This window comes from uncultured Aliivibrio sp. (assembly GCF_946479765.1).
GTDB lineage: Bacteria > Pseudomonadota > Gammaproteobacteria > Enterobacterales > Vibrionaceae > Aliivibrio.
In genome coordinates, this window is record NZ_CAMLHO010000011.1 from 16,407 (window position 1) to 28,539 (window position 12,133).

11 protein-coding genes are annotated in these 12,133 nt (G+C 40.4%); 6 read left to right on the plus strand and 5 right to left on the minus strand.

Annotated elements, in window-relative coordinates; genetic code table 11:
- Both Q1K78_RS06225 and Q1K78_RS06230 read left to right on the plus strand, forming a co-directional pair.
- Positions 1–942: an ABC transporter permease gene (locus Q1K78_RS06225; protein WP_300175526.1), complete on the plus strand. Its 942-nt coding sequence runs from the start codon at positions 1–3 to the stop codon at positions 940–942.
- 291 nt (positions 943–1,233) lie between these two features.
- Positions 1,234–2,814, plus strand: a complete 1,581-nt coding sequence (locus Q1K78_RS06230) for a BCCT family transporter (protein WP_065611949.1) — start codon at positions 1,234–1,236, stop codon at positions 2,812–2,814.
- An 83-nt stretch (positions 2,815–2,897) separates the two neighbouring features.
- On the opposite strand, the gene Q1K78_RS06235 is transcribed toward Q1K78_RS06230, so the two are convergent.
- Together Q1K78_RS06235 and Q1K78_RS06240 are read right to left on the minus strand one after the other, a co-directional pair.
- On the minus strand, positions 2,898–3,614 hold the full coding sequence (locus Q1K78_RS06235) for a 3'-5' exonuclease (RefSeq protein WP_300175653.1): 717 nt from the start codon (positions 3,612–3,614) through the stop codon (positions 2,898–2,900).
- 9 nt (positions 3,615–3,623) lie between these two features.
- A complete protein-coding gene (locus Q1K78_RS06240) occupies positions 3,624–5,504 on the minus strand; it encodes a DUF294 nucleotidyltransferase-like domain-containing protein (RefSeq protein ID WP_300175530.1) in 1,881 nt (626 codons plus the stop codon).
- A 347-nt stretch (positions 5,505–5,851) separates the two neighbouring features.
- On the opposite strand from Q1K78_RS06240, the gene Q1K78_RS06245 reads away from it, so the two are divergent.
- Entirely contained in the window at positions 5,852–6,115 is a 264-nt protein-coding gene (locus Q1K78_RS06245; protein WP_300175532.1) for a hypothetical protein, read from the plus strand.
- Positions 6,116–6,290: 175 nt separating this feature from the next.
- Complete coding sequence (locus tag Q1K78_RS06250) at positions 6,291–6,881, plus strand: hypothetical protein (protein ID WP_300175534.1); 591 nt, start codon at positions 6,291–6,293, stop codon at positions 6,879–6,881.
- Between the two features lie 89 nt (positions 6,882–6,970).
- On the opposite strand, the gene gorA is transcribed toward Q1K78_RS06250, so the two are convergent.
- The gene (gorA, locus tag Q1K78_RS06255; protein ID WP_300175536.1) at positions 6,971–8,326 is read right to left on the minus strand and encodes a glutathione-disulfide reductase; all 1,356 of its coding nucleotides are present in this window, start codon (positions 8,324–8,326) and stop codon (positions 6,971–6,973) included.
- Positions 8,327–8,421: 95 nt separating this feature from the next.
- A complete protein-coding gene (locus tag Q1K78_RS06260) occupies positions 8,422–9,261 on the minus strand; it encodes a 23S rRNA (adenine(2030)-N(6))-methyltransferase RlmJ (protein ID WP_300175538.1) in 840 nt (279 codons plus the stop codon).
- A gap of 153 nt (positions 9,262–9,414) precedes the next feature.
- Between Q1K78_RS06260 and prlC the strand changes: the two genes are divergently transcribed.
- On the plus strand, positions 9,415–11,457 hold the full coding sequence (gene prlC, locus Q1K78_RS06265; protein ID WP_300175540.1) for an oligopeptidase A: 2,043 nt from the start codon (positions 9,415–9,417) through the stop codon (positions 11,455–11,457).
- A gap of 153 nt (positions 11,458–11,610) precedes the next feature.
- Here prlC and cyaY read toward each other — a convergent pair whose 3' ends face one another.
- A complete protein-coding gene (gene cyaY, locus Q1K78_RS06270) occupies positions 11,611–11,925 on the minus strand; it encodes an iron donor protein CyaY (protein WP_300175542.1) in 315 nt (104 codons plus the stop codon).
- A gap of 81 nt (positions 11,926–12,006) precedes the next feature.
- On the opposite strand from cyaY, the gene Q1K78_RS06275 reads away from it, so the two are divergent.
- Entirely contained in the window at positions 12,007–12,126 is a 120-nt protein-coding gene (locus Q1K78_RS06275) for a lipoprotein (RefSeq protein WP_300175544.1), read from the plus strand.
- The last annotated feature ends 7 nt before the right edge of the window (positions 12,127–12,133 follow it).

The following is a 12,133-nucleotide window of genomic DNA, read 5'->3' on the forward strand; positions in this document are numbered from 1 at the left end:
ATGAATACTACAACTAACCACGTTCCAACACGTTGGGAGCGATTTAAGTCATCGGATTTTCTGTACTATTTTTTACGTGATAAAGTCGCAATGTTTAGCTTTGCTGTCTTTATGGTGTTTGTCTTAGGTGCGTTTTTATCACCAGTATTGGCACCAAGCAATCCATACGATTTAAGTGCTATTGATATTATGGATTCAGAGCTACCTCCATCTTGGATGGAAGAGGGCGATGAACGTTTTCTATTAGGTACAGATGACCAAGGACGTGATGTATTGTCGACCATTCTTTATGGTTCTCGTTTATCACTGACGATTGGTTTCTTAGCGGTGGCTGTACAGCTTACATTAGGTATCGTTATTGGTTTATCAGCGGGCTACTTTGGTGGTCGAATTGATAGTTTCTTAATGCGATTTGCCGATGTTCAATTATCTTTCTCTACCATGATGGTGGCGATTATTGTCTCTGCGATTTTTAAAGCCAGTTTTGGTACTGAGTTTTTTAGTCAGTACGCCGTTATCATGCTTGTGGTTATTATCGGGGTTGCAGAATGGCCACAGTATGCTCGTACTATTCGAGCTTCCGTATTAGCTGAGAAGCAGAAGGAGTATGTAGAAGCTGCAAAAGTGATGGGTTTCCGTTCACCACGTATTATGTTTCGTCATATTCTTCCTAATTGCTTATCGCCGATTTTGGTTATCTCAACGGTACAGATTGCGAATGCGATCATGTCAGAAGCTGCATTGTCTTTCTTAGGTTTAGGCCTACCGGTAGACCAACCTTCATTAGGGTCGTTAATCAGTATCGGGTTTAATTATATTTTCTCTGGTTCGTGGTGGATTACCGCATTCCCTGGGCTAGTTTTGGTTACTTTAGTCTTGGTAATTAATTTACTTGGTGATTGGTTAAGAGATGTATTTAATCCTAAAATCTATAAAGGTTAACCATAGCTAATTAATAAAAAGCGATGATTTAGTCATCGCTTTTTTTTCACCTGTGAAACATGAACAATGTCTTACAAAGGCGAGTATTTAGCTTGTTTTGTTGTTTTATGGGCTAATTTACTGCTTTTACTGCTTTTACTGCTTTTACTGCTTTTACTGCTTTTACTGCTTTTACTGCTTTTACTGGTAATAATTTGCTCAGTTGTTAGGATCATAGGGTGTGTTTAAATATTTTAAAGTGAGTATTTGAATTAAACCAAAACAGAGAGCTAAGGCTCGAAGTGAGGAATAATGAGTAGAAATAAGGACAAGTACAGTATAGATAACACCGATTATACTGTTGGACAGGATAACGTTCAAAAATGGGGATTGGATATTCATAATACCGTATTTGGTATTAGTGCTGGTTTAATTGCACTCTTCTTAATAGCGGTAGCAGTGACAGATCCAGAAACTGCGAAAACAGTGTTAAATGGTTTAAAATCACAAATTATCAATGCATTTGATGGTTTGTTTATGTGGTCTGCGAATATCTTTGTGATTTTCTGCTTAGCATTGATAGTGTCTCCATTTGGTAAGATCCGCCTTGGTGGTGATAAGGCAAAACCAGATTATTCTATGATCTCTTGGATTGCGATGCTATTTGCCGCAGGCATGGGTATCGGTCTTATGTTCTGGGGTGTAGCTGAACCGGTTGCTTACTTTACTGGTTGGTTTGGAACGCCATTAGGGGTTGAAGCTTATACTCCAGAAGCAAGACAACTGGCACTTGGTGCGACCATGTTCCACTGGGGTATTCATCCGTGGGCTATTTATGGTGTCGTCGCTTTATCTCTGGCCTTCTTTTCTTACAATAAAGGCTTACCGCTTTCTATGCGTTCAATCTTCTATCCAATTTTAGGGGATCGTACATGGGGGTGGCCTGGTCACATTGTTGATATTCTTGCCGTTCTTGCTACCTTATTTGGTCTTGCGACTTCTTTAGGTCTTGGTGCTCAACAAGCAGCAAGTGGTTTCCAGCATGTGTTTGGTATTGAAGGTGGCTTAGGTTTACAAGTCGCGATTATTTTCATTGTTACGTTACTTGCTGTTGTTTCGGTAATGCGTGGTATTGATGGTGGTGTAAAAATCATCAGTAATATTAATATGATCATTGCGATAGTGTTGGTTGCTTTTGTTGCTTTAGTTACCTTTGCGGTTTCTATGGGTACGATTCCAACAACGATCATCGGTTATATTGAAAATATTATTCCACTGAGTAATCCAAGTGGTCGTGATGATGAAGCGTGGATGCACGGTTGGACAGTGACTTACTGGGCGTGGTGGATTTCATGGTCTCCATTTGTCGGTATGTTCATTGCTCGTGTATCCCGTGGACGTACAGTTCGTGAATTCTTGATTGCGGTATTAGTCGTACCAACCGTCTTTACTGTGCTGTGGATGTCTACTTTTGGTGGCGTTGCGATTGATCAAATTATCAATAATGTTGGCACATTAGGGACTGATGGATTAACCGACGTCTCTCTTGCGATGTTCCAAATGTTTGATGCGCTTCCTATGGGCAACATTTTATCTATGATTGCTGTTGTTCTGGTGTTGGTGTTTTTTATTACCTCATCGGATTCAGGCTCGCTGGTTATCGATAGTATTACCGCTGGTGGTAAAGTTGATGCGCCAATTCCACAACGTGTTTTTTGGGCGTTTATGGAAGGGGCGATTGCCGTTGCTTTATTATGGGTTGGTGGAACACAAGCGGTTGAAGCGCTTCAGGCGGGTGCAATTTCTACCGCCCTGCCGTTTACTATTATTCTATTAGTGATGTGCGTCAGCTTGTTGATGGGCATGAGAACAGAGAAACATAATCGTTCTTAATGTTTGAGTCACTGATAAATAAAAAGCCGATGAGGATTATTATCTTCATCGGCTTTTTTATTGATTGCGGTTTGTATGCTTAATTATTGCCAGATTTTTCTGATCGGGTCATTTTCAGAGAAATGGTAGCTGATCTGAGCTTGAAACAGTTCAGCAGTTGCTATGGCATCGGTTAACGCATGGTGAGGAGCGTATGCCGGTAAACCATAGCGTAATCGACAGTTAGCTAATCGAATTGACTCTGGACGCTTTCCTTTAAGCCAGTTAATTATTCCTTTGGATTGCTCTTGTTGATAATCGCCTTCGATTTGCATGGTATCGACAACAGGAAAAACAATCCCCTCACCAATTAAGTTACGTAAGTTAGTATCAAAAAAATCGCGTTCTATTTTACGATAATGTACCACCACCACTTTTCCAGCTAAGGCATCGAGTACTCTTTCTAAGATACGACGTAGATCTGGTGCGCCTTGTAAATCAGAGTGAGTAATGCCGTGAATAACCACTGAATTTTCTTCTAAGTTGTCTTGCGCCTTCACAAACCAATGTTGTGATTCACGACAGCGAATACGTTGTAAAGTAAACGGCACTAAACCGATACTAATAATGCTGTTTTGATTGGCATCTAACCCTGTTGTTTCAAAATCCAGAGCAACAAATTCGATATCTTTGAGAGGCGTTTCTTCTTCGTAAGTCCCTGTTTGGTAAAATTTTCTAAGTCGCTTATCTTTACTATTTTCAAATTTATGAGTAAAGAAAGCAGGCCAATTTAAAATCTCTTGATGAGTGTTCGAAATCATCATTCACTCCTAAAATTTGTTGGCACTATAACGGAACTTAAGAAAGTTCTGTGCATTACTTAATACTTGAAACGCATCTTTTAGATTTCGACGTTCAAAATCAGACATATTCTCTGGTTCGATATTGTTATCCGGTTCAACGCCTGCTTCTACATCTAACGCTTGGTGGCGAAGACGTACTAATGAAATGAGCTCCATAGCATGATGTAAATCACGGCCTTTCGATTTAGGTAAAATACCCGCTTCAATAATGTCATCTAAACGTTCAAATGAATTCTGTGCTTGAGAGCCAATCGCCAAAGCGTGAACACGGATAAGATCGGCAAGTGGTGCTGTGCCGCGACGTTTTAGGTTAATCGAATTATTGTGTCGACCATCTTTTTCCATCACGAAATCTTTAAAGAAACCAAGTGGTGGGGTTCGGCGTAAGCCATTTCGAGCAAGACAAGCAAGAAAGCGATTATTTTTCTTTGCACGACGAACAATGAAACCATTTAATTGTTCAGCCCATTTAGTTCGGCCATACACCCCATTCAAATCAAAGAAAATAGAGCTATTTAGTAACGCTTGAGGCTCAGGATTATCTATCCAATCAGCAAAACATTCTTCCCATTCTGATTGAGTTTTACGCCACTCAGGATTGGTTGCCATGATGTCACCGGTACAATAAGTGTAACCACATGCCGCTAAGCCATCACAAACAAAAGCAGATAAGGCCTTAAAGTATTCACCATGATCTTGTTCGTTGTAGTCATTATCTAAAATAATTGCGTTGTCTTGGTCGGTAACAATTAATTGCTCATCACGAGCCATAGATCCCAGAGCTAAGAAGCAGTAAGGCACAGGTGGAGCCCCGAGTTCTTCTTCTGCTAATTCTAATAAGCGCTGCTTAAAGCTTCGGCCAATCTCAGACATTGCGCTGCCGACCATGTGTGAATTTGCATCTTCATTCACCATTCGGATAAAGCAATCTTTCAATTGAGTCGATAGAACAACTAAGTCTTCAATCGTTTGTTGTTGGAAAATACTGCTTACAAATAACAGGCTATTTTGAGACTCATAACGAACAATATCGGAGACTTCAAGGACACCAATTGGCTGCTTATTTCGCAATACTGGAAGGTGGTGGACGTTGTAGCGTAGCATCATCAGCATCGCTTCAAAGACATAAGCGTTGTGGTCTAATGAAATGAGTTCTGTTGACATGACTTCAGACACGGGAGTCTCAAAATCTAATCCGCAAGCAAGAACCTTAGTACATAAATCACGGTCAGTAATAATACCAACAAAGTTATTATCTTCTTCATCGGTGTCTATTTCAGGATCAGTAATTAAAACGGCGGAGACATTTTCTTCTGCCATCGTTTTTGCCGCAGATTGAATGGTTTCATATTTACTTATCATCACCGCTTCGCGCGTCAGTAATGTTTTTACTTTTGATGTGGTTAAATCATTCGCATCATCATGCTTACTTTCGACGGCTTGTTTTAATCGAGTGGTGTCTTCCACTTCAACAAAATCTGAAAATTCATCATAACGTTCACAGAAATCATCAAATACCGACTCAGGGATACAATACAATAGCGAATCGTTAAGAGCTTTTGCTGGGAAACGAACTTTATTGTTCATTAGTAGGCCCATTTGACCAAAGATACAGCCTTCATCAACTCGGTTGTACAGCTCACCATTACGACGGTAGATTTCAATAATCCCACTACGAACCATATAGAGATCTTTAATTTCATCGCCAAACCCAATCACCATGCTTTCTGCTCGGTAATAAGAAATTTCAACGCTTTGGGCCGCTTTTTTTATTTCCTCTTCAGGTAATAAATTAAACGGAGGATATTGCGATAAAAAGTGTTGGATCTCTAACAGTTCAACTTCCATGTGCCACTCGACATAAATATAAGGAGGATAAGTAATAATTTTAGTTTATCGCCTTAGGGATAGCCATTTTATTCTCTGAATTAGACTAATATAGAAACATTGAAAATAAGACGTCGGATAGGAAACCGCTCTTTTGCTATGCTAATAATAGAGATGAATTTGATTACTAAAGAGCAATGGCAAATGTTGGTTGATTCAACGATAATGACAAAAAGATAAATGGCTAATGCAACAGCCTTATTGGGGGGCTGATAATGTAGGGCTCTTTAAAGACGGTGCAATAAGACAATTAAAAAATGCATCCATACTAAATGTGATGTGTACGAAAAAAGCAGAGGATAAAATCGTTGGAAATCCAATTTAAAGGTCGTTGGGACAGTAAGTCTCTGGCAGAGAATTTACAAGAAGCATTAGAAACCCTAGAAGAAGAGTTTGGTGTAAAAGCGCTTTCAAACATCACGCTGAATATCTGTTTAGAAGATGAACATAAAGAAGAGTTAGCGTTATTAAGCCCAACGGGAAGATCGTTGGATTTTTTGGTTATTAATAATCCAAAAGATGTGAATGACGGTGAGAAGGCTCCGGTACTGGAGTTTAAGCCTCGTGGGTAGTTTTTAAATGTTCTAATGATATAAATCCTAACATTTAGTGTTGGGATTTTTTTAATGAAAACTTCATTATTACACTCACGTAATAGTCATTTTCTTTTTACTAGGATAGTTATTTTTCTGATACCGATTACACTTATCTCATCAAATTGAGCTAAAAATCACAAAGGTAATCATTATGGCTGAACACAACACTCCGCAATTTCAAGTTGGACAAACGTTTACAGATCACCCATTTCAAGAGGGTGATGGTGCAATGCTTGAGTTGTTCCGTAATGATTTACCAAATATGCTTTATATCGGCCTTGGTAATATCACTGCTGATGAACAAGCTATTTTAGGTCAAACTGGCGCGCAACTTGGTGTGATTACCTCTGACAATGGTGGCTGTTTAGTGGTGGTAAGTTTTGGTGATTTAGCGTTTGAAATGCAGTTGAACTCTGCGGCTATTCCTGAGGATTATTTCACACTAACAGAAGAGGAAATGCTGTCTGTTTCTATGATTGCAGTAGATACCACGACCAATTTATTATGCGCGATTTGTGAATTTACGTTACCAGAAGCGTTAAGCCGTCAGTTTATTGAAGTGGTTAATGTGCAGCGTGAGTTGAGTAATGTGGATGCGGTGAATATGGAAAATATGCAGTTAATAAACTCGTTAACGCCAGAAGCCCTGCAAGAAAAAATGGAGTTTCACCCTCTACAAAGTGTGATCGCTGCACCAATATGTGGTTGCGGTCATAACCATCACCATGATCACTCGCATTAAGTTTTAAGACGAAATAGAGAGCAAACAAAAACGCCGCCAATATTAACTATTGGCGGCGTTTTTTATAGTCAAAATAGTCTAAAAATAGACTATCTCATGGTGACAAATTCTTCAGAACCTGTTGGGTGGATAGCAACAACTGCATCGAAATCAGCCTTAGTTGCGCCCATCTTCATTGCTACTGCAAAACCTTGGATCATTTCATCAACCGTAAAACCGATACCGTGTAGGCCAACGACTTTTTCGTTTTCACCAGCGCAAACCAGTTTCATCTTACAAGGTTGACGGTGCTTAGTAACGGCTGTGTACATAGCGGTGAAGCCTGATGTGTACACTTTTACGTTGTCTTTGCCGTATTGCTCGTCTGCTTCTTGTTCAGTTAGACCAATCGTACCAATCGGTGGGTGGCTAAACACAACAGTAGGAACTAATGTGTAGTCCATTTTTGCGTTTGTTTGACCGTTGAATAAACGCTCAGACAGTAAACGACCCGCTTTAACTGCGATAGGAGTTAACTCAATGCCGCCTTCCATGATATCGCCAACACAGTAAATGCCTTTTACGTTTGTTGATTGGTATTCATCAACTTTGATGTAACCACGATCGTTAATCGCAACGCCCGTTTTCTCTAAGTTGATTGCGTCAGTCGCAGGGTGACGACCAATTGCCCAAATTAGCGTATCAACGTTTTGGCTTTCCCCGTTTTCTAGGTGAAGCGTTAGGCTACCATCGGCTTCTTTTACTACTTCTGTTGGTACAGAATGAGTATGAAGGGTTGGGCCTTCTGTGTTCATCACTTCAACTAGCGTATCGATGATCATTGGATCAAAGCTACGAAGTGGAGATTCTTTACGAACGAATAAATGAGTCTCTGTGCCTAGAGAGTGAAGTACACCTGCAATTTCTACTGCAATGTAACCTGCACCAATAATTGCAACGCGTTTTGGCTGTTCAGTGATCTCAAAGAAACCATTTGAATCAATACCGTGCTCTGCGCCTGGGATATTAGGGATCGTTGGACGACCACCAACAGCAATAAGGATATGATCCGCAGTGTAGTGTTCGCCATTGACTTCAACGGTGTTTGCATCGATAAACTTAGCGAAGCCTTTGATCACGTTTATTTTGTTGTTACCAAGAACGCGGTCGTAAGATTCGTGAATACGACCAATGTAAGCTTGGCGATTTTCAACCATTTTGCTCCAGTTGAATTTTTTCAGTTCAACATCAAAGCCATAATCTTCTGCGTATAAATTAATGGCTTCGGCAACTTGTGCACCATGCCACATCACTTTTTTAGGTACGCAGCCTACGTTTACACAGGTGCCACCAAGTTCTTGAGCTTCGATAAGAGCGACTTTTGCGCCATGCATAGCAGCACGATTTGCTGATGCAATACCACCAGAACCACCGCCGATACAGATATAATCAAAATGCGTAGCCATTGTTACTTCTCCATTTCATTGAGCAGAGTGAGCACACTCTGCTACTTAGTATTTATGCTTCTTTATTAGACGAGGCTAAATAGAAAAAGACGAATTTATTCAGGAACAATCCATTCCACTTTACAGTGACCTGTTGCAGGTGCAATCGCTTCTTTCAAGAAAGGCAAAATAGTGTTCATTTGGCTTTCTAGTTTCCAAGGTGGGTTGATAACTATCATGCCAGATGCCGTCATTCCACGCTCGTTAGTATCAGGGGATACACCTAATTCAATTTGAAGAATGTTACGGATATCTAATTTTTTAAGGCCTTTGATCATATCGTCGATGTCACAACGATTAACCACTGGGTACCAAATAGCATAAATACCGGTTGCCCAACGTTTGTGGCTTTGGCCAATTGCGTTTACGACATCATAATATTCTTTTGCAAGCTCATAAGGTGGGTCGATTAAGACTAATCCTCTGCGCTCTGGTGGCGGCAAGCTTGCTTTTAATCGAGCAAAACCGTCTTCTTTATAGATAGAGACTTGGCGATCGCTGTGGAATTCTTGCTCAAGCAATGGGTAATCTGATGGGTGAAGTTCAGTTAATACCATGCGGTCATAACAGCGTATATGCGCACGACCAACACAAGGAGACCCTGGGTAATAACGTAATTCACCGTCTTCATTTAATGCTTTTACGGCATCAAGGTAACTTGTGATTTCTTCTGGGATGTCTGTTTTATCCCAAATACGTTCGATACCTTGTTTGTATTCACCTGTTTTTTCAGACCATTCATGCGTTAAATCGTAACGACCAACCCCTGAGTGGGTGTCGTGATAAACAAATGGCTTATCTTTTTGAGTTAATGAATTAAGGATAAGGCTTTGTACAATGTGTTTAACTACGTCGGCATGGTTGCCTGCATGAAAACTGTGACGATAACTTAGCATGAATGAACTCTCACTATTTGAATGGGAATATTATACCCAAGTTTATAACGCAATGTGCACACTCTTGCATCACCCATTGAAATTTAATCCATTAAGCACCATCTTAAGTAGATAGCGACATCAAATCGAATAAGAAATAAAAAAGGAATGAATATGTCTAATCCGTTACTTACCTTTACTGACTTGCCTCTTTTTTCTCAAATTAAGCCAGAACACATTCAACCGGCAGTAGAACAAGCGATTGCAGATTGCCGAGCTAAAATAGAAGACGTATTGGCGTCTGATGCCGTACCAAGCTGGAACAGCATTATTGTTCCTCTTGCTGAAACGGATGATCGTCTAAGCCGTATTTGGTCACCAGTGAGCCATTTGAATTCAGTGCAAAACAGTGAGGCCCTGCGTGAAGCGTATGAAGCGTGTTTACCTGTGTTATCTGAATACGGAACTTGGGTTGGGCAGAACAAAGCGCTCTATCACGCCTATAAAGAGATTAAAGCGAGTGTAGATTTTGCTACGCTTTCTCAAGCTCAACAAAAAACCATTATTGATGAATTGCGTGATTTTGAATTATCAGGTATTGGTTTATCGGCAGATCAACAAAAGCGTTACGGTGATATCAGTAAGCGCACGTCAGAATTAAGCTCAAATTTCAGCAACAATGTGCTTGATGCAACGATGGGTTGGTCAAAACATATTACTGATGAAACTGAATTGTCAGGGTTACCTGAATCGGCGATGTCAGCGGCGAAAGCGGCGGCAGAAGCAAAAGAGTTAGACGGTTGGTTGCTGACATTAGAAATGCCATCGTACATTCCAATCATGACTTATTGTGACAACAAACCACTGCGTCGTGAAATTTATGAAGCGTTTGTCACTCGTGCATCGGATCGTGGTCCAAACGCAGGTAAGTGGGATAACAGCGATTTAATCTCTGAAACTCTACAGCTTCGTCATGAAGTATCTCGTTTGTTAGGCTTTGCTTCTTACAGTGAAAAATCACTAGCTACGAAAATGGCAGAAAGTCCAACTCAAGTATTGGGTTTTTTAAATGACTTAGCGGCTAAAGCGAAGCCACAAGGTGAACGTGAAGTTGAAGAGCTAAAAGCATTTGTAAAAGAAGAGTTTGATATTGATGAGTTGGATCTATGGGATGTAACTTATTACTCTGAAAAGCTAAAACAAAAACTGTACCAAATATCTGATGAAGAGCTACGTCCTTATTTCCCTGAATCAAAAGCCGTATCTGGCCTATTTGAAGTATTAAACCGTTTGTTTGGTATGACAGTGGTTGAGCGAGAAGGCGTTGATGTATGGCATGAATCAGTGCGTTTCTTCGATATCTTTGATTCTACTAATACATTGCGTGGTAGTTTCTACCTAGATTTATACGCGCGTGAGCACAAGCGTGGTGGCGCATGGATGGACGAGTGTCGTGTTCGTCGTGTTACTGAAAATGGTGAACTGCAAACGCCGGTGGCGTACCTAACATGTAACTTTAGTAAGCCTGTTGGTGGTAAGCCTGCGTTATTTACTCATGATGAAGTGGTGACGTTATTTCACGAATTTGGTCATGGTATCCACCACATGCTAACGCAAATTGATGTCGCGTCAGTGTCGGGTATAAATGGTGTTCCTTGGGATGCGGTTGAGCTACCAAGTCAGTTTCTAGAAAACTGGTGTTATGAAGAAGAGGCGTTGGCGTTTATTTCTGGTCACTATGAAACGGGTGAGCCTTTACCAAAAGAAATGCTAGATAAAATGTTAGCGGCGAAAAACTTCCAATCAGGGATGTTTATTTTGCGTCAGTTAGAATTTGGTATGTTCGATTTTACACTGCACACAAATTACGATCCTGATCTAGGTGCAAAAGTATTAGAAACCCTAGCAGAAGTAAAAGCGAAAGTAGCCGTATTACCAAGTGTTGAGTGGAACCGTTTCTCTCACAGTTTTAGTCATATTTTCGCGGGTGGTTACGGTGCTGGTTATTACAGTTACCTATGGGCTGAAGTATTATCGGCAGATGCGTTCTCGCGTTTTGAAGACGAAGGCATTTTCAATACGGAGACAGGCCAAAGTTTCTTGAATAATATTTTGGAAATGGGTGGCAGTGAAGAGCCAATGGAGTTATTCAAACGCTTCCGTGGTCGTGAGCCACAAGTGGATGCAATGTTACGTCATGCGGGAATTGGTAAATAAAGCTATACGCTGGCGCTAGCTAGAAACTAGACGCTTCGCTTCTATAAGAGCAGAAATTGCGGGTATGGATAAATAATTTATCAAGTTACCGTATTTTTGCTCTTATAGTTTCTAGACGCGAAGCGTTATAGTTAGCGATAGCGTATCGTAGATTTAAACCCACTCAATCTCTTCATCTGCGTGCTTTTGGCACTCTTCTTTTACCATTTCGATAAATTCCATGCCTGTTTTAGAACATGTCCATTTCTCATCAGTATAAGCAAAGTGGAAACCACCTGATTTTGACGCTAGCCAGATTTCGTGCATTGGTTCTTGTTTATTAATCACGATTTGGCTGCGGTTTTCAAATTCTAATGTCAGTACGTTACCCGTGATTATTGGCTCAATATCTGCACCAGAATCGTCAATCATATCTTCGAGTAATTGCAGTTTTGCATCAACTAATTCGTGAAATTCAGTGTTATTCATCTTATTTATCCTATTGCTTTTCTTGGCTGTGGTGCGATTATAGAGAGCATAACCAGATATTAACACTAATGGTAAAATCTTATGCAAAAAAGAGTGATGGCACTACTGTTATTAAGTGTCTTGGCACTGGCAGGTTGTGGTCAAACAGGATCGCTGTACATGCCTGGTGATGAGCAACCAAAAACAGAAACTGCTGAATAGTTTATTT

Excerpts from the sequence above, each read along its gene's own strand:
- Q1K78_RS06225 (WP_300175526.1), top strand. The coding sequence starts at position 1 with ATGAATACTACAACTAACCACGTTCCAACACGTTGGGAGCGATTTAAG.
- Q1K78_RS06240 (WP_300175530.1), bottom strand. The coding sequence starts at position 5,504 with ATGGAAGTTGAACTGTTAGAGATCCAACACTTTTTATCGCAATATCCT.
- prlC (WP_300175540.1), top strand. The coding sequence starts at position 9,415 with ATGTCTAATCCGTTACTTACCTTTACTGACTTGCCTCTTTTTTCTCAA.
- Q1K78_RS06275 (WP_300175544.1), top strand. The coding sequence starts at position 12,007 with ATGCAAAAAAGAGTGATGGCACTACTGTTATTAAGTGTCTTGGCACTG.
- Q1K78_RS06230 (WP_065611949.1), top strand. The coding sequence starts at position 1,234 with ATGAGTAGAAATAAGGACAAGTACAGTATAGATAACACCGATTATACT.
- Q1K78_RS06250 (WP_300175534.1), top strand. The coding sequence starts at position 6,291 with ATGGCTGAACACAACACTCCGCAATTTCAAGTTGGACAAACGTTTACA.
- Q1K78_RS06260 (WP_300175538.1), bottom strand. The coding sequence starts at position 9,261 with ATGCTAAGTTATCGTCACAGTTTTCATGCAGGCAACCATGCCGACGTA.
- gorA (WP_300175536.1), bottom strand. The coding sequence starts at position 8,326 with ATGGCTACGCATTTTGATTATATCTGTATCGGCGGTGGTTCTGGTGGT.
- Q1K78_RS06235 (WP_300175653.1), bottom strand. The coding sequence starts at position 3,614 with ATGATTTCGAACACTCATCAAGAGATTTTAAATTGGCCTGCTTTCTTT.
- cyaY (WP_300175542.1), bottom strand. The coding sequence starts at position 11,925 with ATGAATAACACTGAATTTCACGAATTAGTTGATGCAAAACTGCAATTA.